Source organism: Mycolicibacterium sp. XJ2546 (genome assembly GCF_053483195.1).
In genome coordinates this window covers 39333-62761 of record NZ_JBEFRW010000001.1, presented here as the reverse complement: position 1 = coordinate 62761, position 23429 = coordinate 39333, and the positions used below count along the sequence as shown (strand labels likewise).

The window sequence follows — 23429 nt, the reverse complement described above, 5'->3', positions numbered from 1 at the left end:
GAATGATGCGTTACAACTTTCGGTCATTGATACGCATACAGTAGACCCGCTGCTCTCATTGCCTGGACCGAGCGACCAGAAGGCTATCGGCTCGTCAGCACCTGACGCAGGCCCGACGCTGTGCAGTGGGGTTTGCTCAGATCGCATAAAGTAGATAAAAGTGGCCGACTTCATAGCCGAGCTTCTGCACTACTCTTCGCTGCAGCGATACTTGCGCAGATAGGAGTTCCGATGAAGCCCACCGTTATCTCGGGCGCAGCTGCGCTTGCCGCGACCGTCGCCCTCGTGCTGTCGGGCTGCGGCTCCGACACCAAGACCGAAGGCAGTGCCACGCCCACCACCTCGACGACGAGCACCGAGGCGGCGCCGACAACGGCCCGCATCGCACCGCGCGCAGAGGACGCGGCCGGCCCCCATCCGACGATCGCCGACTACATCGCCGAGAACAACATTCGCGAGACTCCGGTGCAGCAGGGCGATCCGGGGGCGCCCGTCCTGGATCTGCCGGTGCCCGAGGGATGGGCGCATGCAGCTGAGAACACCCCGGAGTGGGCGTACGGCGCCATCGTCTACACCGGGCCCGAAGCCAGCGAGTACACCCCGAGCATCGTCGCCCTGGTGTCGAAGCTGGCCGGAAACGTTGACCCGCAAGCGATCATCGACCTCGCGCCCGGTGAACTGCAGAACCTGCCTGGCTGGAATCCGTTGAACACCGGAGAGGTCAGCTCGCTCGGCGACTACCCGGCCTACCAACTCGCCGGCACATGGGAATCAGACGAGCAGACCAAGGTCGTCGCGCAGAAGACGGTCGTGATCCCCGGTGCCGACGGGCTTTACGTGTTGCAGCTCAACGCCGACGGGCTGGAGGCCCAAGCCGGAATCGTCGGCGCCGCAACCGACGTGATCGACGCGCAGAGCACGATCGGCTTCTGAGCGGGCCGCCATTCTTGGCCGAGCAGACGCGAAACCCCCCAAATTTACTGCATTTTAGGGGTTTTCATGTCTGCTCGCGCTGGTTAGGTGTCCCGGATATCGTCGAGGCGGCGGGTGGCCTCGGTGAATCCGTCGACCAGCTCGGCGATGATGTCGGCGACCGGGCGGATCTCGTTCATCCGGCCGACGATCTGGCCGACGGGCATGGCGACGGTGTCGGGGTTGTCCGAGGCGTTCATTCGCTGATGAGCCTCGCTGACCAAGATGTTCTGCAGCGGCATCGGCAGCGGCTCCGGCGCGTCGGGTGCATCCCAGGCATCGGTCCACTTGCTCTTGAGCAGCCGTGCGGGCTTACCGGTGTAGATACGCCGGCGCACGGTGTCGCTGGACGCCGCACGCAGCAGCGCCTCCTGAATCGTCGACGTGCCACTGGGATTGCGGTGCCCAAGGTCGTATTCGGCTGAGGTAAGGAACGCCGAGCCCATCCAGACCCCGTGCGCGCCAAGAGCCAACGCCGCGGCGACCTGCCTGCCGGTGCCGATACCGCCGGCCGCCAGCACCGGCGCCTGACCGTCAAGGGCGTCGACGATCTCCGGCCACAACACCATCGAACCGATCTCGCCGGTGTGGCCGCCCGCCTCATGCCCCTGGGCGACCACGATGTCCACACCGTTCTCGCCATGGCGCTGGGCGTGTTTGGCGCTGCCGGCCAACGCCGCCACCGGCACGCCGGCTGCATGCGCCTGCTCGATGACGTCGCGCGGTGGCGACCCCAGCGCGTTGGCGATCAGCTTGATCGGGTGCCGCAGCGCGACCTCCACGTGTGAGCGGGCCACCGAGTGCAGCCAGCCGAGCACCCCTTCATTGCCCGATTCTTCCTTGTCCAGTGGTGGAACTCCAAGTTCGACAAGGGTTTTGGCGACGAAGTCACGGTGGCTCTGCGGGATGAGCTTGTCGATGTCGACCGCGGAGCCTTCCTGCGGCACCTCGGCGGGCATCACCACATCGACACCGTAGGGCTTGCCGTCGGTGTTCTCATCCATCCACTGCAGCACGCTCTCGAGGTCGTCGGCGTCGTTGAACCGCACGCAACCGAGCACGCCGAGTCCACCGGCCTTGCTGACCGCGGCTGCCACCTTCTCCGATGGGGTGAAAACGAAGATCGGGTAGTCGATGCCGAAGCGGTCGCACAGTTCGGTGCGCATCAAGTGGCGGTCCCTACGTGGTTGGCGTTGACCTCGTCGGCGGGCCGCTGCTCGGTTTGGTCCTTGGCCCACCGGTAGTCCGGCTTGCCCGCTGGCGAACGCTTCACCTCATCGACGAACCAGATACTGCGCGGCACTTTGTATCCCGCGATCTCGTTGCGGACGAACGTGTCCAGGTCGGCCAGCTTGGGCCGGGCCCCTTCGCGCGGTTGGATAACGGCGGCGACGTGCTGGCCGAACCGCGGATCGGGGACGCCGACCACCAGCGCGTCGAATACATCCGGGTGACCTTTGAGCGCGGCCTCCACCTCTTCGGGGTAGATCTTCTCACCGCCGCTGTTGATCGACACCGAACCGCGCCCGAGCATCGTCACGGTGCCGTCTTCCTCGACCGTCGCGTAGTCACCGGGGATGGCGTAGCGAATCCCGTTGAAGGTCTTGAAGGTTTCCGCGGTCTTCTTCTCGTCCTTGTAGTAGCCGACCGGAATGTTGCCCTTCTTGGCGATGACGCCGCGCACCCCGGAGCCGGGCTTGACCTCATTGCCGTCCTCATCGAGAACGACGGTGCGGTGGTCGATGGTCACCCGCGGCCCGCCGGCGTGCGGCTGGCCCTTGGCCACGATGCTGGTGCCGCCGAAACCGGTCTCCGAGGACCCGATCGAGTCGGTGATGATCCGGTTAGGCAGCAGTTCGAGGAACTTGTCCTTGATGCTGGTCGAGAACAGTGCGGCGGTGCTGGCCAGCAGGAACAACGCAGACAAGTCGTAGTCCTTGCCGTCGGCCTGGCGGGCGAGCAGCGCGTCGAGCAGCGGGCGCGCCATGGCGTCGCCGGTGAAGAACAACAGGTTCACCTTGTGCTTCTCGACGGTGGCCCAAACCTCAGCAGGATCGAATTCCGGTGCCAGCACGGTGGTTTGGCCAGAGAACAATGACATCCAGGTGGCCGACTGGGTGGCACCGTGGATCATCGGCGGGATCGGGTAGCGGATCATCGGCGCGTTCTCGGCCGCCGCCTTGGCCAGGTCGTACTCGTCCTTGACGAACTCGCCGGTGGCAAAGTCGGTGCCGCCGAACAACACCCGGTAGATGTCCTCGTGGCGCCACATCACGCCCTTGGGGAAACCGGTGGTGCCGCCGGTGTAGAGCAGGTAGATGTCGTCGGCGCTACGGGGGCCGAAGTCGCGCTCCGGTGACGCCTGGCTCAGTGCCTCGTTGAACTCCACGCCGCCGTAACGCTGGTAGTCCAGATCGCTGCCGTCTTCGACCACCAGCACGGTCTTGACCGCCGGGGTCTGGGGCAGCACGTTGGCGACGCGGTCGGCGTACTGGCGTTCGTGCACCAGCGCGACCATGTCGGAGTTCTCGAACAGATACTTCAGTTCCGCTTCGACGTAGCGGTAGTTGACGTTGACGAGGATGGCGCCCGCCTTCACGATGCCGAGCATCGCGATGACAATCTCGTTGCGGTTGCGGCAGTACAGGCCGACCTTGTCGTCCTTCTGGACGCCCTTGTCGATGAGGTAGTGGGCCAGCCGGTTGGCCTTCTCCTCGAGTTGGGCGTAGGTGAGTTCATCGTCGCCGCAGATCAGGGCAACGCGGTCAGGCACGGCGTCGACGGCGTGCTCGGCGAGATCAGCAATGTTCAGGGCCACAGCACCTAAACTAGAACGTGTTACATTTTCATTCAAGTCTGTGCTATTGATGCTGGAAGGGACGGCTGTTTGTGAGCGAAGCAGGAAATTCCGACAAGGACCCCGACGCCCTCATTGAGCAGCGCGGACACACCCTGATTCTGACGCTGAACCGGCCCGAGGCGCGCAACGCGCTGTCCACCGAGATGCTTTCGATCATGGTGGAGGCCTGGGACCGCGTCGACAACGACCCGGAGATCCGCACCTGCATCCTCACCGGCGCCGGCGGCTACTTCTGCGCGGGGATGGACCTCAAGGCCGCGACCGCCAAGCCGCCGGGCGACTCGTTCAAGGACGGCAGCTACGATCCGTCGCGCATCGACGCCCTGCTCAAGGGCCGCCGCCTCAGGAAGCCGTTGATCGCCGCGGTCGAGGGCCCGGCGATCGCGGGCGGCACCGAGATCCTGCAGGGCACCGACATCCGCATCGCCGGTGAGAGCGCGAAGTTCGGCATCTCCGAGGCCAAGTGGAGCCTGTACCCGATGGGTGGCTCCGCGGTGCGACTGGTGCGTCAGATCCCCTACACCGTGGCCTGCGATCTGCTGCTGACCGGTCGGCACATCACCGCCGCCGAGGCGCGTGACATGGGCTTGATCGGCTACGTCGTGCCGGACGGATCCGCGCTGGACAAGGCGCTGGAGATCGCCGAGGTGATCAACAACAATGGCCCGCTCGCGGTGCAGGCCATCCTCAAGACCATCCGCGGGACCGAGGGTCTGCACGAGAACGAGGCCTTCAAGATCGACACCAAGATCGGTATTGAGGTGTTCCTTTCCGAGGACGCCAAGGAGGGCCCGCGGGCGTTCAAGGAGAAGCGCGCCCCGAACTTCAAGATGAAGTAGCCACCCTGATCCGGCACGAGGTGACGATGCGCCTGCCGGAGGCCCGGTGTCGTCGTTACGCTAGTGGCCGATGACCGAAAGCTCGGCCGGCGTAACCGAAGAAATCCCTTGGCACGCCACCGCGGTCGCCGACGTCGAAGAGTCATTGGCGACCTCACCGCACGGCCTGACGGCCGAAGACGCGGAAGCACGGTTTATGCGGTACGGCCCGAACCGCATTCGCGAGCAACCGCCACCGCGCGCGATCGTGGTGTTCCTGCGCCAGTTCTCCAGCACGTTCATCCTCATCCTCGTCGTCGCCGCCGTGGTGACCCTGGCGCTGGGTGAACTGCTCGACACCGCCCTGATCGCGATCGCGCTGCTGCTCAACGCGGTGATCGGGTTCCACGAGGAACGTCGCGCCGCCGACGCCGTGCAGGCGCTGATGCAGCTCGTGGTGCCGCACTGCCGGGTGGTGCGCGATGGGCAGGAATGGGAGATCGACAGCCGCGACGTCGTACCCGGCGATGTGGTCTTGCTGGAATCGGGTAGCCGGGTGCCCGCCGACATCCGGCTCAGCGCGGTGAACAGCCTCACGATCGACGAGTCGCTGCTCACCGGTGAATCGCTGCCGGTCACCAAGACGACCGCGCCGGTGCAGAAGAACGCGGGCGCGGCTGATCGCCACTCGATGGCGTTCACCGGCACCATCGTCGCCAACGGCCGCGGCCGCGGCTACGTCGTGGCCACCGGAGACGACACCGAGCTCGGATCGATCGCCGGGAGCATCCGCACCGAAGAGGCCGGGGAGTTGCCTCTGCAGGCGCGGATGGCGAAGTTCGCGCAGATCATCGGCGTCTCCGTCGTCGTCGCGGCGATCGTCGCGTTCGTATCCGGTGTGCTGCTCGGCGAGTCGGTCAGCCAGATGTTCCGTGTCGCCGTCGCGATGGCGGTGTCGGCCGTGCCCGAAGGCCTTCCGGTGGCGATGACCGTCACCTTCGCGATCGGGGTGACCCGGATGGCACGGCGAAACGCGGTGCTGCGCCGGCTGCCGGCATTGGAGACGCTGGGCAGCACGACGGTGGTGGGCTCGGACAAGACCGGCACCCTCACCGAGAACCGCATGACGGTGCCGGCGGTGTGGGCCGGCGGGCGCAACTACGACGCCCCCGAGCTGCGGGGCGCAGGCCCGACCGTGGAGATGTTGTTGACCACCGGCGTGCTCACCAACGAAGCCGATCTGGTCAAGACCGCCCAGGGCCCCGTCACGACCGGTGATCCCACCGAGGTCGCGCTGCTGGTGGCGGCGGACCGGGCGGGCATCGACCCCGGCGAACTCCGCGACAGCCACCGGGTCGTCGCCGAGATCCCGTTCGAGTCGCATCGCCGATACTCGGCCACCCTCCGCGAGTACGGCGGCGGGCACGCGGTGTTCGTCAAGGGCGCACCCGAGCGAATCATCTCGATGTGCACGGCGATGAACACCGACCAGGGACCGGTGCCCCTCGATCCGGAGACCGCGCACAAGGCGGTGCGCGAACTCGCCGCCCGCGGGATGCGGGTGCTCGGCATGGCCTATCGGAAACTCACCGCCGAGGCCGCACGCTCGCTGGCCGGGGACGGCGACGGGCCGCCTGGCGACTACACCGACCCGGACGACCTCGTGTTGGTGGGGTTCCAGGCGATGATGGATCCGCCGCGCGAGGGCGTACGGGAGGCGATCGAAGACTGCCACACCGCAGGCGTGCGGGTCGCGATGATCACCGGTGACCACTCGATCACCGCGCGGGCCATCGCACACGCGCTCGGCATCCTCGATGAGCCCGACGGACGGGTGCTGACCGGCGCCGAGATGCGCCATCTCGACGACGACGCGCTACGCGACCTGGTCGACGACGTCTCGGTGTACGCGCGGGTCTCACCCAACGACAAGCTTCGCATCGTGCGCGCCCTGCAGGACCGCGACCACGTCGTCGCGGTCACCGGCGACGGCGTCAACGACGCCCCGGCGCTGCGTGCGGCCGCCATCGGGGTGTCGATGGGCCGGTCGGGCACCGACGTGGCACGGGAAGCCTCCGACATGGTGCTCTCCGACGACAACTTCGTCAGCATCGTCAGCGCTGTCGAAGAGGGCCGCATCGCCTTCGCCAACATCCGCAAAGTCGCGTTCTTCCTCATCTCCACCGCGGTAGCGGAAACCGCAGCCATCATGGTGTCGGTGTGGCTCGGTTGGCCGCTGCTGTTGGTTCCGGCCCAGATCCTGTGGCTCAACCTCGTCACCAACGGCGTGCAGGACTTGGCGCTGGCGTTCGAGCCGGGCAGCCGCGACGTGCTCAAGCGCCCACCTCGACCGCGCCGCGAAGGAATCCTGTCGGCGATGATGTGGGAACGCACCGTGCTCGTCGGCACCGTGATGGCCGCCGGAGCGCTGTACATGTTCCACTGGCAACTCGGCCGCGACGACTCGCTGATCGCAGCGCACAGCGTCGCATTGACGACATTGGTGATCTACAACGTCTTTCAGGCCGGCAACGCCCGCGCGGAGAACCGTTCGCTGTTCACCATCACCCCGTGGGGCAACCCGTTTTTGTTCTGGGCCACGCTCGGCGCCATCGGTCTACACGTGTCCGCGCTGTATTTCCCGCCCACCCAGTTCGTGCTCGGCGTCGAACCGATCAGCGCCGAGGCCTGGGTGCGGGCCATCGCCGTCGCGGTGTCGGTGCTGGTCGTCGTCGAGGCGCACAAGTGGGTGCGCCGCCGGTGGCCACTCGGCACCAGCCACGTGCACTGGGATTAGTTCACCGGCTTCGACGGGGTGAACTTGACCGGCATCTTCTCCAGCCCGCTGACGAAGTTCGCGGGCCGCAGCGGCAGTTCGGCGTCGGAGGCCAGCCGCATGTCGGGCAGCCGCTGCAGCAGGCGGGTCTGCATGATCGACAGTTCGAGCCTGGCCAACTGGTTGCCGAGGCAGAAGTGGGTGCCGAAGCCGAATGCCAGGTGGTTGTTCGGATAGCGCTCGATGTTAAAGGTGTCCGGGTCGTCGAACACGTCCTCGTCGAAGTTGGCCGACTCGAACAGCAGCAGCATCTTCTCGCCCTCCGCCAGCGCGGTGCCGTGGAATTCGGTGTCGGCGGTCAGCGTGCGCGCCATGTTCTTCACCGGCGCGGTCCAGCGCAGCATCTCCTCGATGGCGTTGGGCAGCAGGCTCAGATCGTTGGCGAGGCGCTGGTGCTGGTCGGGGTGCTCGAGCAACTGGCGGGTGCCGCCCGACAGCGTGTGGCGGGTGGTCTCGTCGCCGCCGATCAGTAGCAGCAGCACCTCGGTGACGATCTGATGGTCCTCCAGCTTGCTGCCTTCGACCTCGGCGTGCACCAGGATGCTCACCAGATCGTCGGTGGGCTGGTCCTTGCGGACATTGATCATGCCCATCATGTATTCGCTGTAGGCCGCGAACGCGTCCATGGTCAGCTGGAACTTCTCGGGGTCCGCGGTGCTGCTCAACGCGCCGACCAGATCGTCGGACCAGCGCAGGAACATCTCGCGTTCCTCGGGGCGCACGCCGAGCATGTCGCCAATGACCGCCATCGGCAGCGGCGCGGCCAGATCCCAGACGAAGTCGCACTCACCGCGCTCGCATACCGCATCGATCAGCGAATCACAGAGGGCCACAATCGATCCCTCGAGATCTTTCACCCGTTTGCGGGTGAAGCCCGAGTTGACGAGCTTGCGCCGCAACAGATGCTGCGGATCGTCCATCTCGATCATCATCTCGACACCCGGCTGGTCGGGCCGGATCCCGCCGGCGTTGGAGAACAACTCGGGGTTGCGCTCGGCCTCGATCACCGCGGCATAGGTTGCTGCGGCGGCCAACCCGTTGCGGTCGCGGAACACCGGTTCGTTCTCGCGCATCCACTTGTAGACCAAACGGGAGTCCCCGGCGTAGAAGTCGCCGTCGGTCAGATCGACGTCGGGTTTGGATTCTGTCACGGCTGCACCTCCTGCGCGTCTGCGAACGACATCTCCACGTTTCCTGCCGAACCCGAGAACAGCGCGCGTTTCGGGAAGCCGAGCGACGCAAGTTCTTTGGCGTAGGGATGTTGCCCGAGCCGCACCTTCGCACCGCCGGGGCGGTAGCGAACATCGTGCAGCATCATCTCGCCGAGCGTGCGGCGCACCACCCCGTCGCGGTAGGAGTAGGTGGGATGCGCCTGCGGCTTTGACGTGAACCGGGCCGGGACGGGCAACCCCTTCCCGAAGTCCATCCCGACAACGAACTGGCCGTCGATGGTCACGTCGAACGAGTACCTGTGGCCGTCGCGGATCGTGAAGTCCGCCATGACTTTCGGATAGCCCCAGATCTTGGTGCCCGCCTCGAGGGTGAACGCCTGGTCGACGGGAAGGTGGTGGATGAACGCACCCGCATCCTGCAGTGCGCGCGGGCCGGACGCCGTCGAACCGGGCGGGTTCACCATCAGGTTGGTGCCGTACTCGTAGTACTGACCGAGGTCGCCGTCCTCGTACCGCATCAGCATCAGCACGGCGATCGCGCGCCCGGGAAGGTAACGGCAGACCGTCAGGCCGCTGTAGTCGATCAAGCGTTGCGCGGCCTCGGCGTCCACCGAGAACATCGCCATGTGCTGGTGTGCCTTGCGGATCCTCACCGGCATGGTGAGCACGGTGCCCGCGATGGTGTGCTGGGTCATTGCGTCAATCTAGAACGCGGGTAGACAACTATCAAGGAAGTGTCTAGTCGGGGTTGGATTGGCGGCTCGCCGCCGGCTACACCAGGGCCGCAAGATCCCGGATCTGCTCGGGCGAACGCGCACCCACCACCATCATCGTGACGCCCGCGGCTTCCCACGCCTTGATCTGTTCCTGCACGTAGCCGAGGTCGCCGACGATCGCGGAGTCGTCCACCAATTGGTCGGGAATGATCTTGGCCGCTTGCTCTTTGCCGTCCTTTTGACCAGAGCGGAACAGCTTGGTGACGTCCTCCACCACCTCGGCATAACCCATCCGGCGGTAGACGTCGGCGTGGAAGTTGGTGTCCTCGGCGCCCATACCGCCCATGTACAGCGCCAGGTGCGGCTTCATCAGCTCCATGATCTCAGCGCGGTCGTCGGTGACCACCACCTGAGCCGTCGCGCAGATCTCGAAGTTCTCGCGGCTGCGCCGCGCACCCGGGCGGGCGAAACCTTCGTCGAGCCACTCGTTGTACATGTCGGCGACGCGCGGCGAGTAGAAGATCGGCAGCCAACCGTCGCAGATCTCGGCGGCCAGCGCGACGTTCTTGGGTCCCTCCGCCCCCAGCATCACCGGGATGTCGGCGCGGCGCGGATGGGTGATCGGCTTGAGGTTCTTGCCCAGGCCCGTGGTGCCTTCGCCGGACAGCGGCAACGGGTAGTGCGGGCCGTCGCTGCGCACGGGCGCCTCCCGCGCCCACACCTGGCGCAGGATGTCGACGTATTCGCGAGTACGCGCCAACGGCTTCGGGAACTTCTGCCCATACCAACCCTCCACGACCTGCGGCCCGGACACCCCGAGACCGAGGATGTGGCGGCCGCCGGAGAGGTGGTCGAGCGTCAACGCCGCCATCGCGCAGGCCGTCGGTGTGCGCGCCGACAACTGCACCACCGACGTGCCCAGCCGCATCCGCTTGGTTTCGCGGCCCCACCAGGCCAGCGGCGTGTACGCGTCCGACCCCCAGGCCTCCGCAGTGAATACCGTGTCGAAACCGGCTTCCTCGGCGGCCGCGACCAGTTCGGCGTGGTTGTCCGGCGGCTGCGCGCCCCAATACCCCAGTTGAAGTCCCAACTTCATTAGCGAGCCTCTCGACCTGTTCTTGAAACCATTGTTAGAACCTGTTCTACTCGATGCCGTGACCACCAGCCATGGCAGCCCGGTGCAGATCGATACGCATGAGCCACCGCTTTCAGCACCGCTGAAGCTCTCGTTCGACTACACCCGTTCAGTAGGGCCACTCCTGTCCCAGTTCTTCACCGCTCTGCGTGAGCGACGCATCGTCGGCGTGCGCGGTTCCGACGGGCGAGTGCACGTGCCGCCTGCGGAGTTCGATCCCGTCACCTACGAACGATTGACGGAAATCGTACCCGTGAGCGCCGTAGGCACTGTGCTGTCGTGGACCTGGCAGCCGGCCCCGCTCCCGGGCCAGCCGCTGGACCGCCCGTTCGCGTGGGCGCTGATCAAACTCGACGGCGCCGACACCGCGCTGCTGCACGCGGTCGACGCCGGTTCCTCCGAATCCATCAGCACCGGCGCGCGGGTGCACGCGCACTGGGTCGACGAGCCCGTCGGCGCGATCACCGACATTGCGTACTTCAAGCTCGGCGCTCAGGCCGAACCTGAGGGCCCACCCGACGAGCGCGAGCCGGTCACCGTGCAGGTGAGCCCGTCGGAGATCGAGATCCAGCACACCGCATCGCTGCCCGAGAGCGTGTTCTTGCGCGCGCTCGAGGAGGGCAAGCTGCTGGGCGCCCGGACCAAGAGCGGCCGCGACGGCAAGCCGGGCAAGGTGTACTTCCCGCCCAAAGAAGCCGATCCCGCCACCGGCCTGGCGCTCGACGAGTTCGTCGAACTGCCCGACAAGGGCACCGTGACGACCTTTGCCGTCATCAACATCCCGTTCGCCGGACAGCGCATCAAACCCCCCTACGTCGCGGCCTACGTGTTGCTCGACGGAGCGGATATCGCGTTCTTGCATCTGGTCACCGAGATCGAGGCCGACGAGGTCCGGATGGGTATGCGCGTCGAGGCCGTGTGGAAGCCCCGCGAAGAGTGGGGTCTTGGCATCGACAACATCGACCATTTCCGGCCCACGGGTGAACCCGACGCCGACTACGACTCCTACAAGCACCATCTGTGAAGGGCTGGACGTGACTGGTTCAAGAGATGTAGCAGTGGTCGGCTTCGCACATGCACCGCATGTGCGCCGCACCGACGGCACCACCAACGGCGTGGAAATGCTGATGCCGTGCTTTCACGAGCTCTATGACGAACTGGGCCTGCAGCAGACCGATATTGGGTTCTGGTGCTCGGGTTCCTCGGATTACCTTGCCGGCCGGGCGTTTTCGTTTATCTCTGCGATCGACTCGATCGGCGCGGTGCCGCCGATCAACGAGTCGCACGTCGAGATGGACGCGGCATGGGCGCTGTATGAGGCCTACATCAAGGTGCTGACCGGAGAGGTCGACACCGCGCTGGTGTACGGCTTCGGCAAGTCCAGTGCGAGTGTGCTGCGCCGGATCCTCGCGCTGCAGACCGACCCGTACAGCATGGCGCCGCTGTGGCCGGACTCGGTGTCGATCGCCGGGCTGCAGGCGCGGCTCGGCCTCGACGGCGGCAAGTGGACGGCCGAGCAGATGGCGCAGGTGGCATTGGACTCGATGGCCGCCGCGGGCCGCACCGACAGCGAGAAACCGGCCAAGTCCATCGACGAACTGCTCGAGCGGCCGTACTTCGCGGATCCGTTGCGCCGCCACGACATCGCGCCGATCACCGACGGCGCCTCGGCGATCGTGCTCGCGGCCGGTGACCGGGCCCGCGAGCTGCGCGAGAACCCGGCGTGGATCGCCGGGTTCGAGCACCGCATCGAGACACCGGTGCTGGGCGCCCGCGACCTCACCGCCTCGCCGTCCACGGCCGCGTCGGCACAGGCGGCCACCGGTGGTGACGTCAATTCGGTTGAGGTGGCCGAGATCTACGCCCCGTTCACGCACCAGCACCTGATCCTGACCGAGGCGATCGGGCTGCCGTCGTCGGCGAAGGTGAACCCGTCGGGCGGGGCGCTGGCCGCCAACCCGATGTTCTCGGCCGGGCTGGAGCGCATCGGCTTCGCCGCGCAGCACATCTTCAACGGCTCGGCACAGCGAGTGCTGGCGCATGCGACGAGCGGTCCTGCGCTGCAACAGAATCTGGTCGCAGTCATGGAGGGACGGGCATGAGCAAGCAGTTGGCCGCGGTGCTGGGCACCGGGCAGACCAAGTACGTCTCCAAGCGTCACGACGTGTCGATGAACGGTCTGGTGCGCGAGGCCATCGACCGGGCGCTGGCGGATTCGGGTGCGACGATGGACGATATCGACGCCGTGGTGGTCGGTAAGGCGCCGGACTTCTTCGAGGGCGTGATGATGCCCGAGCTGTTCATGGCCGACGCCGTGGGTGCCACCGGTAAACCGTTGATCCGGGTGCACACCGCCGGCTCGGTGGGCGGATCGACGGCCATCGTGGCGGCCAGCCTGGTGCAGTCAGGCAAGTACCGCCGCGTCTTGGCGATGGCGTGGGAGAAGCAGTCGGAGTCGAACGCCATGTGGGCGTTGAGCATTCCGGTGCCGTTCACCAAGCCCGTCGGCGCCGGGGCCGGCGGATACTTCGCACCGCATGTGCGCGCCTATATCCGCCGCTCGGGGGCGCCGACACACATCGGTGCGATGGTGGCGGTCAAGGATCGGCTCAACGGGGCTAAGAACCCGCTTGCGCATCTGCACCAACCCGACATCACGCTGGAGAAGGTGTTGTCCTCCCAGATGCTGTGGGATCCGATCCGCTTCGACGAGACGTGTCCGTCCTCGGACGGCGCCTGCGCGTTGGTGATTGGCGATGAGGAGATCGCCGACAAGCGGGCCGCCGAAGGCCATCCCGTCGCGTGGATTCACGCCACCGCGCTGCGCACCGAACCGTTGGCGTACTCCGGTCGTGACCAGGTCAACCCCGAGGCGGGCCGCGACGCCGCCAAGGCGTTGTGGCAGGCGGCGGGGACCACCAGCCCGATCGACGAGATCGACACCGCCGAGATCTACGTGCCGTTCTCCTGGTTCGAGCCGATGTGGCTGGAGAACCTCGGCTTCGCCCCCGAAGGTGAGGGCTGGAAGCTGACCGAGGCCGGTGAGACCGCGATCGGCGGGCGGCTTCCGGTCAACGCCTCGGGCGGTGTGCTGTCGTCGAACCCGATCGGCGCCTCAGGCATGATCCGGTTCGCCGAATCGGCGATTCAGGTGATGGGCAAGGCCGGCGACCACCAGGTCCCGAACGCCCGTAAGGCGTTGGGCCACGCCTACGGCGGCGGGTCACAGTACTACTCGATGTGGGTCGTCGGGGCGGACAAACCGGCCCGATGATGAAGTACACCTGCGCGGTGCCGATGTGCCAGATCGACCAGCTCATCGAGATCGCCAAGACCGCTGAGGAAGTCGGCTTTACCTCGATAGCGCTACCCGACTCGATCTTTTACATGGAGAAGCAGTCGGCGGATTACCCGTACACGCCGGACGGCTCGCGGATGTGGGACTCCGACACCCCGTGGATCGACCCGCTGATCGCCGCGGGCGCCATGGGGGCGGTGACCTCGACGCTGCGGTTCTACACCAACGTGATGAAGCTGGGCTCCCGCAATCCGCTGCTGCTGGCGCGCCAGGTCGGCTCGGTCGCCAACATCACCGGCAACCGGTTCGGTTTCGGAGTCGGAATCGGCTGGGCCCCAGAAGAGTTCGAGTGGTGCGGTCAACCCTACGCCAAACGCGGTAAACGCGTCGACGAGATGATCGAGGTGATCAAGCTCGTGCTCGGCGGCGGCATGGTGGAGTTCCACGGCGAGTTCTACGATTTCGACAAGCTGCAGATGAGCCCGGCGCCCAGCGAGCCGGTGCCGTTCTACGTCGGCGGGCACACCGACATCGCACTCAAGCGGGCCGCCCGTGTCGGCGACGGCTGGACCAGCGCGATGATGACGGCCGCCGAGCTGGCCGAAACCGTCGGCAAACTCAAGGCGTTGCTCGCCGAATTCGGCCGCGGGGACGACCCGTTCGAATTTCAGGCCGTGTGCATCGACAAGTTCGACGTCGACGGGCACCGCGAGCTGGCCGAGTCGGGGGTCACCGACAACATCGTGATGCCGTGGGTCTTCGAAGGGCTCGGCTTCGACGCGCCGCTGGACAAGAAGCAGGACGCGATGAAACGCTTCGCCGACACCTTCATCCACTCGGGCTGGCAGAACTAGCGCTAGTGTGAAAGCCGTTCCACCGCCGCGGTAGCCAGCCGGAACGCGAACCGCCTGGCGTGCCGCGCCGCGCCACCGAGCAGCCGCCGCGGGACCGCCACCTCACCGAGCGTCACGGGGTCACCGACGCGGACGGCCCCGGCGGCGCCGACCCAGCAGTACACGCCCAGGTTTCGGCCGGCCCGCCGCGCCACGGCCCGGGTGATCCTGCGGTCGACGTCCAGGCCCGGTTGCGCGCGGCTGGGCACCACGCAGCGGATCGTCGGGTTCGTCACGTCCAGAACCGCTCCGCCCAGCGTGAGCCGCGCGCCTAACCACTGCGATTCAGGTAGATCGTCATCGGGATCATCCAACGCCAGAAGAATATTCGGCCGGAACCGGCGCACGTCGAGTTCCGCGTCCAGCTCGGCGCCGATGGTCGCGATGCTGGTCGTGGACAGCACATGGACCGGCGCTAAGTCGACGAAGGCGCCCGGCGGTGTCGAGTAGCGCGCCTGTGTCGCCACATCAGACATCCGCAGTATCGAAAAGTCAGGCAGTTTCTCGCCGTCGGTGATGCCCAAGTCGTTGCGCACCGAGGCGATCGAGGTGTTGGCGCGTTCGGCGCGGCTCAACCGGTGCAGGCTGGTGTCGTCGGCGGGCGGCAATGGCGTCAACCGGACCTCGCGCCCGGCGAGCTCGGAGAGCTTGGCATGGACGGCGCCGTCGCTGCTGGACAGCACGGTGCCGTCGGCGAAGCTGATTTCGACTTCGGGCACGTTACCGGGGCCCGCGTCGGCGGGGACCGGGTCGACGTAGCGCGCCGTGGCGCTCAGCAGCGCCGGTATCCGTCGCGCGGACGCGGTGACGTCGCGGGCGACGTCACGCACCGCCCACAGCCGGTCGCCGTGCAGGCCGCGGGCGCTGATCTCGACCTGCTCGACCGGCCCTGCGCCCAGCGATTTGACCGGATAACGCCACAGTTGACAGACCCGGCCGATTGTCATCTCGACACCGTACCGTCAGTACCAGCGCATACGGCTTTTTCAGTACCGTGAGTGCGTGATCGCTGGCCGCCGACTGAAGTCGCTCTATGTCACCGCTGCAGCGGTGTTGATCTGTGCGGCCGCGGTCGGCTGTGAAACGACGGGCCCCGACCCGAACGGCAGCGGTGTGCAGGACCCCGCCGCCGCCCCGACGACCACGTCGGCGCAGGCCTCTCCAACGACGAGCCCAACCGATATCGCGCAGGACTACAGTCACCTGCTGCTTACCGCATCCGACCTCAGCGATGCCGAGGACACGTTCAGGGTTGCGTCGACCAACCCCGGGCCGGACGGGCTGCCCGGCGCCAGTGCCCTGTTCGTCAACCAGGACGACACTCGGGCCATCTCGAACACGATCGTGATCTATCCCGACGCCGAGACGGCGTCCAAGACGCTGCGCGAGGCCCTACCCAGGATCGACACGGCGGTCTCGGCTGCGACACCGCAGTCCGTCCCGGTCGGCACCGACGGCACCATTGCCATCGGTACGTCACCCGACGGCACCAAGGCGGCCACGCTGCTGCTGTTCACGCACGGTCCGGCCCTGGCGCGCCTGGAGTTCCAGAGCGCGCTGGGCGATGCCACCACGGATGGCTTCGTCATCAACATCGGCAAGATGCAACAAATCGCCCTGCGCACCGGCCTGCAGTGAGGGCCGACGAATCTTCACAGACTTTTTCCGCAGGTAGAGGGGTTTAGATTGCGCCCGACGCGGGGAAAACTGTAACGTGTTCTAGTTAGAGACACAGAAACGGGGAGGCCACCGTGAACACGGAAACCGCAGGAATCCGCGAGATAGATACCGGCACCCTGCCCGATCGGTATGCGCGCGGCTGGCACTGCCTGGGGCCGGTGCAGAACTATCTGGACGGCAAGCCACACGGCGTCGAGATCTTCGGCACGATGCTGGTCGTTTTCGCCGACTCGAAGGGCAACCTGAACGTGCTCGACGGGTACTGCCGGCACATGGGCGGAAACCTGGCCCAGGGCACCATCAAGGGCGACGAGGTCGCCTGCCCATTCCACGACTGGCGGTGGGGCGGCGACGGCAAATGCAAGCTGGTGCCCTACGCCAAGCGCACCCCCCGGCTGGCCCGCACCCGCGCATGGCACACCGACGTCCGCGGCGGCCTGCTGTTCGTCTGGCACGACCATGAAGGCAACCCGCCGCAGCCCGAGGTGCGCATCCCCGAGATCCCGGAGGTCGAGAACCCGGAGTGGACCGACTGGAAGTGGAACTCGATCCTGATCGAGAACGCCAACTGTCGCGAGATCATCGACAACGTCACCGACATGGCGCACTTCTTCTACATCCACTACGGGCTGCCGACGTACTTCAAGAACGTCTTCGAGGGCCACATCGCGTCGCAGTACCTGCACAACGTGGGCCGGCCTGACATCAGCGACATGGGCACGACTTACGGTGAGGCGCATCTCGATTCGGAGGCGTCGTACTTCGGTCCGTCGTTCATGATCAACTGGCTGCACAACAACTACGGCGGATACAAGGCTGAGTCGATCCTGATCAACTGCCACTATCCGGTCACGCAGAACTCGTTCATGCTGCAGTGGGGCGTCATCGTCGAGAAGCCCAAGGGCCTGGACGAGAAGATGACCGAGAAGCTGGCGAACACGTTCACCGACGGTGTCAGCAAGGGCTTCCTGCAGGACGTCGAGATCTGGAAGCACAAGACCCGCATCGACAACCCGCTGCTGGTCGAAGAGGACGGCGCCGTCTACCAGATGCGCCGGTGGTATCAGCAGTTCTACGTCGACGTCGCCGACGTCACACCGGAGATGACCGACCGCTTCGAGATCGAGGTCGACACCACGGCGGCCAACGAGAAGTGGAACGTCGAGGTCGAGGAGAACCTCAAGCGGCAGGCCGCGGAGAAGGAAAGGGCCGAGCAGAAGTCGTGACCGACGACCGCCAGGCACCCGACGTCGACCGGCTGGCCCGGGCGATGTTGATGCTGCACGGCGGTCATGACGACGACGAGCATCCGGTCGGCGACCGCGGTAGCGGTGGAACACGGTCCAAGGCAAGGGTTTTCAGTGCCGATCGGGCCGCGGCGCTGCGGGAGGCCACCCAACGCGACCGCGAACGGTATCTGACCTCGGGCCTGGTTTCGGTCGACTGCCGGTTCTGCCATGTGGCTGTCGATGTGAAGAAGCTCGGGCCGACGCACACGTCGGTGCAGTGGAACACCGAGGCGTCGAGGCGCTGCGCATACTTCAGCGAGATTCGACAGTCCGGTGGCGATCCGGCCCGCGTGCCGTCCTGTCCGAGGCTCACCGACAGCATCAAACACGCCGTCGCGGAGGGGTGTTTGGAGGAACCGTCCTCAGCCCCGTCCCCCGGCGACGGCTGAGCGCTTTGTTCTTCTTGGCCCAACGGGACAAACGGACGGGGAAGTGCGAGTAGACCTCGCCAAAACGTCGGTTTCGGCGCGAGGCGCAGCGGTCCTTACACTGCGGCATATGGGTGCACGCACGGCGGTGCTGGTGGCTGGCGTGGCGCTGGCCGGCTGCACCCGGGTCATCGACACGCCGCAACCGCAGCCCGCCCCGCCGGTGGCGCCCATCACCGCAGGTCAGGTCGGCGATCTGCTCAGCGACAAGGTCGACAAGACCGACGGCAACCTGTTCACCACCGTCGAACCCGACATGTGCAGCGGGGTTGCCAGGGAGGTGGATCCGCCGTTCCTGTTCGACTCCGGCCCGGCCGCCACCGACGGCGGCCACTGGACGGTCTATGAGAACAGCGCGGTGTACATCGAGGAGATGGTCGCCGTCTACCGCGCCGATTTCGATGCTCAAGAGGCAGTCACGCAGGCGAGGCACACCATCGAGACGTGCCGCGACACACCGTTCACCGTCACCGATATGAAGGGCCGCACATACCAGTTCGCGCTGTTACCGGAGGTGGCGTCCGGATCGCCCGACATCGTGCGGTGGTCCTTCGAGGCCTCCGACTGGGCGTGCGACAACACGTTCGTGGCTGCGCACAATGCGGCCGTCGAAATCTCGACGTGCGGGGCGGCCGGCGGTCTCGACGCGCTGCGATTGGCTGAGGATGCGTTGCAACGCATTCAGACGCTGGCCAATATGACGGCCTGACACCGCCCCTATAGCTGCTCGCCAAAAGAGGTTACAGTCCTCTGAACCGTTCCTTGACCTCGTCGGCGGTCAACCCGTAATCGGCCAGTGAATACGTGTGTTTGGGTGCGCGCGGACCCTGCTGGCTCTCGGCGTAACGCTGCTGCACCGCCGCGCGCGCCGCGTCGGTGAACTCGATGCCGAAGTGCCGGTAGATACCTTCGACACAAGCGACCGGGTCCGCAACGAATTCGGAGTAGTCGACATCGCAGAACTGCCCTGCATCGTGCTCGGCGCGAACGGCGTTGAACCGCCGCAGACCTCGTGACCACGTCTCCATGGCGTCTTCACCGATCTGGGCGCCGACAAACGAGTTCGACCAGCCCGCAGTGGTGTGCTGTGACAGCGAGCACATCGACGCCATGATGGTCTCGGCCGGCCGATGGCACTGCACGATCAACGCATCGGGATAGGTTTCGAACAACGCATCGAGCGCGAACAGGTGGCTGGGGTTCTTGAGCACCCAACGCTTTTCGGCGTCGTTGAGGCCGATCAGCTGCAGGTTGCGACGGTGCCGTTGGTACGGTTTGGTCCAATCCTGCTTGGCCAGCCACTGCGAGTACGTCGGCAGATGCGCCAACGTCTCATAGGACACCGAGTGCAGCGACTGCCGCAGCAGCTGCCAACATTCCTCGACCTCGTCAGCGGTCATGTAATGCAGCCCGGTGTAGTCCGGGTTCTCATCGTGGGCCTTCTTGAACCGCGCGTCCAGTCCGGCGAACGCCGGGTTGTCCGGCCAGGTTTCGCGTGGCGGCCGGGGTTGTGGGAACTCGGCGAGCCAGAGCTCCAGGCCCTGGTGCGACGGATCGGCAGTGAGCAGCCGGTGGATGGCGGTCGTGCCGGTGCGCGGCAGGCCGGTCACGAAAATGGGCCGTTCGATGACGACGTCGGCGTGCTGCGGGAACTGCCTCCACGCCGCCTCCGAAAGCAACCGGGCGACCAGCGCATTACGGACGAAGAACCGTTGCATCTTGCTGCCGAACTCAGTCAGGTCCGCATCGCGCTTATAGGACTCCAGCAGGACGGCCAGCGCCTCACGGTAGTTGTCGTCATCGGCACCGAAGTCGTCCAGCCCGCAGGCCTTGGTCGCTGACGCGTGCAGGTCTTCGACGGTACCCACATCGGTGCGTGCCATCAGGCTTTGTACTCCCCACAGTTGACGTCGAGGGCCTGGCCGGTGATACCACTGGACAGATCGCTGGCCATGAAGAGGATGGCCGAGGCGACCTCGTCCTCGGTGGGCAACCGCTTGAGGTCCGATGCGGCGGCGGTGGCGTTGTAGATCTCCTCAACCGTGGTGCCGTACTTGCCGGCCTGGTGGTTGAAGTAGCTCTCCAACGTGCCGCCCCAGATGTAGCCAGGGAGAACGGAGTTCACCCGGATGCCTTGTTCACCCAGTTCGGTGGCCAGCGACTGGGACATCGCCAGCAGCGCGGATTTGGCCATCTTGTAGGCGCCGTACTTGGCCTGCGAGTGACGCACCACCATCGAGTTCACGTTCACCACCGAACCGTTGGCCTCAGCCAGCCCCGGGGTGAAGCCCTGGATCAGCCGCAGTGCACCGAAGACGGTCAGCTCGATGGCGTCGCGCATGTGCTCGAACGTGGTGTTGGCCAGCGGCTTCATCGACGGCACCCGAAACGCGTTGTTGATCAACACGTCGACGCGGCCATAGGCCTTCATCGTCTCCTCGACGAGGTTGTTCACCTGAGTCTCGTCGGTGATGTCAGTGCCGACGGTCACGGCACGACGGCCGATGTCGGCGACCTGCTTGGCCACGTCGTCGAGGCGCTCGACGGTACGCGCGGCCAACACCAGATCGGCACCCGCCTCGGCGCACCGGCGCGCCAACGTGGTGCCCAGCGCCGGTCCGACGCCGCTGATGACCACGACTCGGTCTTTGAGCAGTTCCGCCGCCATTCAGCCCACCATCCTGTTCTGAATCTGCTGCTGGCGCAACGCGATCCGGGCACGCCAATCCTCATCGGATATTTTGTTCGATTCGTAGTACGGCAATGCGCTCGCCACCTTGTCGAGGTCGACCACTTCGGCGGTGGGCCCGTCGGCTTCGGTCAACGCCCGCGACAGCCGTTGCCACCGGAATTGCAGGTAGCCCTTGCGGCGCCCCAGCGTCTCGCACCAGTTCGTCACGCCCGGATTGCTGTCGGCGACGACAATGCGGACCTTGCCGTCCGGATCAGCTTGTGCCTGAGTACCGTTCAACGAAGTCTGATGGTTGATGTAGTCCAGCGAGATGTACCAGAGGCTGCCCAGCTGAAAGCCGATATACGGCGCGTCTGGCACCGGCAGCGTGATGACCATCGCCTGCTCCGGCGCCAGGTCGAAGTGCCCCACCGACGAGTACTGCGTGGCCAGTCCACCGGGGGTGAGCCTTGGCGCGGTCAGCGTGTTGACCGGCAGGTTGTCGTAGAACCACTGCGGAAACTGCAACCACGTCTTGACCCGCTGCACTAGCTGCTTTCCCGCGACGGCGTAACGCTTGTGGATCTTCTCGGGTGTCAGCGGAGGCGGCGCGGTGCCCGCGGTGTCGGTGCGCGTGATGCTGAGGTGTCCGCGCTGCGCCGCCCAGTCGTTGTACACCTCGCGAATGACCAACTGCGCTGGGCTGTTCGGCACCACCCGCCATTCGAACGTACCGTCGTCGGCGATGTCGAGCTCGCGGTCGTCGAACGCGGCCTGGCTGGGCGGGACGTTGTCGTCGGTGTACTCCCCGCCGATCATCTGAAACGCCAGATCGGTCGTGGTGCCGCGCTTTCCGGTGACGACGTACTCGTGGCTGGCCTGCACCCGGGTGCCGAAGTACAGCGCGTCGGGGTTGTCGAGGCCCATCTTGGTGAACGGCCCCGTCCCCGACTGCAGGAATGGATGGTCGCGTTCGTAGTCGAATGCCAGGTGCGTGCATGCGGAGATGCATCCGGCGAGGTATTGCAGACCTTCCAGTAGGTCGGCTTCGGATTCGATGAAGGGCGCCTCGGTGACCAGTCGCTCGGCCTCGGCGATGGCGTCGATCAGTGGCTGTGAGTACACGCCTTGAAACTAGAACTCGTTCTAGCCAGAGTCAATATTTCGACCGCAACGGTACATATATGGAACGAAGGGTACGCTGCTGACGTGTTGACTCCGACCGGCCGCACCTCACCCCCAACCGATCGGGTGGTACGCGTCCTGGACTACCTCGCGGACCGTCCCACGGAGCGCTTCGGTGTGTCGGACCTGGCTCGCCGCGTGGGTCTGAGCAAGCCGACCTGCCTGGGCATCGTCACCGCGTTGTGCGACGCCGGCTACCTGGTGCGCGACGTCGCCGATAAGACCTACCGGCTGGGTCCGTCGCTGATCACCCTCGGTCACCGGGCCCAGGAGTCGATGCGCGTCAACCCGGCCGCACGGGAGGAACTGCGTCGGCTCTCGGCACGGTTCGGCGTCACCGCGGCGCTCTCAGGCGTGGTCGACGACCGGATCACGGTCCTGGACCTGGTGGCGCCGCCCGGCTCCCGGCCCGGGGTCGAGGTCGGCCAGAGCTATCCGTTCGCCCCGCCGGTGGGCCTGATGTTCGTGCTGTGGGACGACGAGGCCGAACGCGAGTGGTTGGCCAAGGAGCCGACCGTGCCACTTCGGACGCCGTTGCGGACCAACACCGGACGCCTGAACCGGGTGGTCGAAGAGTGCCGCGCGGATGGATACCTCGTCGAGCGGCTGACGCCCGGTGGACGTCGGCTGTACTCCTTGATGGCCGGTATGTCGACAGACTTGCCCGACGAATTGCGCGCTCTGCTGGGCGAATTGGTGTCCGACATCGGCGAGCGGGTGTATCTGCGCGACGAGAACACCGGCGCGCGCAAGCGCCATGACATCAGCGTGATCTCGGCACCGGTGTACGACCACTACCAACGGCAGGTCATGGTTGCCTCGATGCATATCGGAACGGCGCTGACCGACACCGAGATCACCGAGCGGGCACGCGCTTTGGTCGCGACGGCCGATTCCGTGACGGCGCAGCTCGGCGGGGTGAAGCCGAAGCGTCTCGGGTGAGTGAAACACGCTTGTGGCGCCGGTCGAAACCGGCGCCACAAGGTCGCGCTATGGGTTAGGCGTCAGTCAGCGCCTCGGAAAGCGGCGTCGGGTTCACCTCAACGCCACACTGGTTCGAGATTTCCGCGGCCGGCTGGTTGATCGCCTTCAGTTCCGACTCGACCTGGGGGTTCTGCTCAAAGTATGCGCTGAACGCCTCAGTCGGCTCGGCAGGCGACTGCGTCGTGATCTGCGTCAGCGCCTGATTCGCCTCCGGGTTGGCGGCGAGGTAGGTGCCGGTGGATGCCGCCACCGTGCTGGAGGTAGTGGCAATCGCGCTCACGCTGCAGTCAGTTTCCGGGGCCGGTTGTGCGTTGACGACCGGCGTGACGATCGCTGCGGACCCGAAAGCAAGCAGACCCCCGGCGAACATTCCGTACAGGCCGCGTCGAACGGTCGTTGCGGACATCTTCATGGATTTCTCTCCTTCGGTCTGCGACTCGGTGGTCGCTCCCCAAAGGCATAACCGGCGTCGGGGCAAGGCTAAACAAACCC

General features: G+C 65.9%; 22 protein-coding genes. 12 read left to right on the top strand and 10 right to left on the bottom strand.

All coding sequences use genetic code 11. From position 1 onward, the window contains the following. The first annotated feature begins 231 nt into the window (after positions 1 to 231). Positions 232 to 933, top strand: coding sequence for an envelope biogenesis lipoprotein LpqN (locus tag ABQE44_RS00315; RefSeq protein WP_448427712.1), 702 nt, complete (start codon positions 232 to 234; stop codon positions 931 to 933). 83 nt (positions 934 to 1016) lie between these two features. On the opposite strand, the gene ABQE44_RS00310 is transcribed toward ABQE44_RS00315, so the two are convergent. After that, on the bottom strand, positions 1017 to 2138 hold the full coding sequence (locus tag ABQE44_RS00310) for an NAD(P)H-dependent flavin oxidoreductase (RefSeq protein WP_448427710.1): 1122 nt from the start codon (positions 2136 to 2138) through the stop codon (positions 1017 to 1019). Continuing rightward, a complete protein-coding gene (locus ABQE44_RS00305; protein WP_448394739.1) occupies positions 2138 to 3826 on the bottom strand; it encodes a medium/long-chain-fatty-acid--CoA/3-oxocholest-4-en-26-oate--CoA ligase in 1689 nt (562 codons plus the stop codon). Before ABQE44_RS00305 ends, ABQE44_RS00310 begins: the two co-directional genes overlap by 1 nt. 35 nt (positions 3827 to 3861) lie before the next feature. On the opposite strand from ABQE44_RS00305, the gene ABQE44_RS00300 reads away from it, so the two are divergent. Together ABQE44_RS00300 and ABQE44_RS00295 are read left to right on the top strand one after the other, a co-directional pair. Beyond that, entirely contained in the window at positions 3862 to 4671 is an 810-nt protein-coding gene (locus tag ABQE44_RS00300) for a crotonase/enoyl-CoA hydratase family protein (protein ID WP_448427708.1), read from the top strand. Positions 4672 to 4741: 70 nt separating this feature from the next. Next, positions 4742 to 7447 (top strand): cation-translocating P-type ATPase, encoded by a 2706-nt coding sequence (locus tag ABQE44_RS00295; protein WP_448427706.1) that lies wholly within the window; start codon positions 4742 to 4744, stop codon positions 7445 to 7447. On the opposite strand, the gene ABQE44_RS00290 is transcribed toward ABQE44_RS00295, so the two are convergent. From ABQE44_RS00290 to ABQE44_RS00280, 3 genes are all read right to left on the bottom strand, one after another. Continuing rightward, on the bottom strand, positions 7444 to 8637 hold the full coding sequence (locus ABQE44_RS00290) for a cytochrome P450 (protein WP_448394736.1): 1194 nt from the start codon (positions 8635 to 8637) through the stop codon (positions 7444 to 7446). The genes ABQE44_RS00295 and ABQE44_RS00290 overlap by 4 nt on opposite strands. Beyond that, complete coding sequence (locus ABQE44_RS00285; RefSeq protein ID WP_448394735.1) at positions 8634 to 9353, bottom strand: acetoacetate decarboxylase family protein; 720 nt, start codon at positions 9351 to 9353, stop codon at positions 8634 to 8636. Before ABQE44_RS00285 ends, ABQE44_RS00290 begins: the two co-directional genes overlap by 4 nt. A 76-nt stretch (positions 9354 to 9429) precedes the next feature. After that, positions 9430 to 10470: an LLM class F420-dependent oxidoreductase gene (locus ABQE44_RS00280; protein WP_448394734.1), complete on the bottom strand. Its 1041-nt coding sequence runs from the start codon at positions 10468 to 10470 to the stop codon at positions 9430 to 9432. A 58-nt stretch (positions 10471 to 10528) separates the two neighbouring features. On the opposite strand from ABQE44_RS00280, the gene ABQE44_RS00275 reads away from it, so the two are divergent. From ABQE44_RS00275 to ABQE44_RS00260, 4 genes are read left to right on the top strand one after another with little or no spacing between them, the layout of a single operon-like run. Beyond that, the gene (locus ABQE44_RS00275) at positions 10529 to 11533 is read left to right on the top strand and encodes a Zn-ribbon domain-containing OB-fold protein (RefSeq protein ID WP_448394733.1); all 1005 of its coding nucleotides are present in this window, start codon (positions 10529 to 10531) and stop codon (positions 11531 to 11533) included. A gap of 10 nt (positions 11534 to 11543) precedes the next feature. After that, the gene (locus ABQE44_RS00270) at positions 11544 to 12611 is read left to right on the top strand and encodes a thiolase family protein (RefSeq protein ID WP_448427704.1); all 1068 of its coding nucleotides are present in this window, start codon (positions 11544 to 11546) and stop codon (positions 12609 to 12611) included. Next, complete coding sequence (locus ABQE44_RS00265; RefSeq protein ID WP_448427702.1) at positions 12608 to 13783, top strand: thiolase family protein; 1176 nt, start codon at positions 12608 to 12610, stop codon at positions 13781 to 13783. The genes ABQE44_RS00270 and ABQE44_RS00265 overlap by 4 nt, the downstream gene beginning before the upstream one ends. Continuing rightward, a complete protein-coding gene (locus ABQE44_RS00260; protein WP_448394821.1) occupies positions 13783 to 14661 on the top strand; it encodes a TIGR03619 family F420-dependent LLM class oxidoreductase in 879 nt (292 codons plus the stop codon). The genes ABQE44_RS00265 and ABQE44_RS00260 overlap by 1 nt, the downstream gene beginning before the upstream one ends. 2 nt (positions 14662 to 14663) lie before the next feature. On the opposite strand, the gene ABQE44_RS00255 is transcribed toward ABQE44_RS00260, so the two are convergent. After that, entirely contained in the window at positions 14664 to 15647 is a 984-nt protein-coding gene (locus tag ABQE44_RS00255; RefSeq protein ID WP_448427700.1) for an MOSC domain-containing protein, read from the bottom strand. A 55-nt stretch (positions 15648 to 15702) separates the two neighbouring features. Between ABQE44_RS00255 and ABQE44_RS00250 the strand changes: the two genes are divergently transcribed. The 4 genes from ABQE44_RS00250 (at position 15703) to ABQE44_RS00235 (ending at position 18806) form a co-directional block, all read left to right on the top strand. Further along, the gene (locus ABQE44_RS00250) at positions 15703 to 16338 is read left to right on the top strand and encodes a hypothetical protein (protein WP_448427698.1); all 636 of its coding nucleotides are present in this window, start codon (positions 15703 to 15705) and stop codon (positions 16336 to 16338) included. Positions 16339 to 16451: 113 nt separating this feature from the next. Further along, positions 16452 to 17606, top strand: coding sequence for a 3-ketosteroid-9-alpha-monooxygenase, oxygenase component (locus tag ABQE44_RS00245; protein ID WP_448427696.1), 1155 nt, complete (start codon positions 16452 to 16454; stop codon positions 17604 to 17606). Between the two features lie 44 nt (positions 17607 to 17650). Beyond that, a complete protein-coding gene (locus ABQE44_RS00240) occupies positions 17651 to 18058 on the top strand; it encodes a hypothetical protein (protein WP_448394820.1) in 408 nt (135 codons plus the stop codon). A gap of 109 nt (positions 18059 to 18167) precedes the next feature. Beyond that, positions 18168 to 18806 (top strand): sensor domain-containing protein, encoded by a 639-nt coding sequence (locus ABQE44_RS00235; RefSeq protein ID WP_448394727.1) that lies wholly within the window; start codon positions 18168 to 18170, stop codon positions 18804 to 18806. Between the two features lie 31 nt (positions 18807 to 18837). On the opposite strand, the gene ABQE44_RS00230 is transcribed toward ABQE44_RS00235, so the two are convergent. From ABQE44_RS00230 to ABQE44_RS00220, 3 genes are read right to left on the bottom strand one after another with little or no spacing between them, the layout of a single operon-like run. Continuing rightward, positions 18838 to 19980: a sulfotransferase family protein gene (locus ABQE44_RS00230; RefSeq protein WP_448394726.1), complete on the bottom strand. Its 1143-nt coding sequence runs from the start codon at positions 19978 to 19980 to the stop codon at positions 18838 to 18840. Then, entirely contained in the window at positions 19980 to 20765 is a 786-nt protein-coding gene (locus ABQE44_RS00225) for an SDR family oxidoreductase (RefSeq protein WP_448394725.1), read from the bottom strand. Before ABQE44_RS00225 ends, ABQE44_RS00230 begins: the two co-directional genes overlap by 1 nt. Continuing rightward, on the bottom strand, positions 20766 to 21893 hold the full coding sequence (locus tag ABQE44_RS00220) for a hypothetical protein (protein WP_448394724.1): 1128 nt from the start codon (positions 21891 to 21893) through the stop codon (positions 20766 to 20768). A gap of 84 nt (positions 21894 to 21977) precedes the next feature. Between ABQE44_RS00220 and ABQE44_RS00215 the strand changes: the two genes are divergently transcribed. Then, positions 21978 to 22895 carry an IclR family transcriptional regulator gene (locus ABQE44_RS00215; protein WP_448394723.1) on the top strand — a complete coding sequence of 306 codons (918 nt, stop codon included), beginning with the start codon at positions 21978 to 21980 and terminating at the stop codon, positions 22893 to 22895. A gap of 55 nt (positions 22896 to 22950) precedes the next feature. Here ABQE44_RS00215 and ABQE44_RS00210 read toward each other — a convergent pair whose 3' ends face one another. Then, on the bottom strand, positions 22951 to 23349 hold the full coding sequence (locus ABQE44_RS00210; RefSeq protein WP_448394722.1) for a hemophore-related protein: 399 nt from the start codon (positions 23347 to 23349) through the stop codon (positions 22951 to 22953). Positions 23350 to 23429: the final 80 nt, after the last annotated feature.

What these genes read in the sequence shown, in the direction of transcription:
- ABQE44_RS00315 (WP_448427712.1), top strand. Translation starts at nt 232, where the DNA reads ATGAAGCCCACCGTTATCTCGGGCGCAGCTGCGCTTGCCGCGACCGTC.
- ABQE44_RS00310 (WP_448427710.1), bottom strand. Translation starts at nt 2,138, where the DNA reads ATGCGCACCGAACTGTGCGACCGCTTCGGCATCGACTACCCGATCTTC.
- ABQE44_RS00295 (WP_448427706.1), top strand. Translation starts at nt 4,742, where the DNA reads ATGACCGAAAGCTCGGCCGGCGTAACCGAAGAAATCCCTTGGCACGCC.
- ABQE44_RS00285 (WP_448394735.1), bottom strand. Translation starts at nt 9,353, where the DNA reads ATGACCCAGCACACCATCGCGGGCACCGTGCTCACCATGCCGGTGAGG.
- ABQE44_RS00280 (WP_448394734.1), bottom strand. Translation starts at nt 10,470, where the DNA reads ATGAAGTTGGGACTTCAACTGGGGTATTGGGGCGCGCAGCCGCCGGAC.
- ABQE44_RS00265 (WP_448427702.1), top strand. Translation starts at nt 12,608, where the DNA reads ATGAGCAAGCAGTTGGCCGCGGTGCTGGGCACCGGGCAGACCAAGTAC.
- ABQE44_RS00260 (WP_448394821.1), top strand. Translation starts at nt 13,783, where the DNA reads ATGAAGTACACCTGCGCGGTGCCGATGTGCCAGATCGACCAGCTCATC.
- ABQE44_RS00255 (WP_448427700.1), bottom strand. Translation starts at nt 15,647, where the DNA reads ATGACAATCGGCCGGGTCTGTCAACTGTGGCGTTATCCGGTCAAATCG.
- ABQE44_RS00240 (WP_448394820.1), top strand. Translation starts at nt 17,651, where the DNA reads ATGTTGATGCTGCACGGCGGTCATGACGACGACGAGCATCCGGTCGGC.
- ABQE44_RS00235 (WP_448394727.1), top strand. Translation starts at nt 18,168, where the DNA reads ATGGGTGCACGCACGGCGGTGCTGGTGGCTGGCGTGGCGCTGGCCGGC.
- ABQE44_RS00230 (WP_448394726.1), bottom strand. Translation starts at nt 19,980, where the DNA reads ATGGCACGCACCGATGTGGGTACCGTCGAAGACCTGCACGCGTCAGCG.
- ABQE44_RS00225 (WP_448394725.1), bottom strand. Translation starts at nt 20,765, where the DNA reads ATGGCGGCGGAACTGCTCAAAGACCGAGTCGTGGTCATCAGCGGCGTC.
- ABQE44_RS00210 (WP_448394722.1), bottom strand. Translation starts at nt 23,349, where the DNA reads ATGAAGATGTCCGCAACGACCGTTCGACGCGGCCTGTACGGAATGTTC.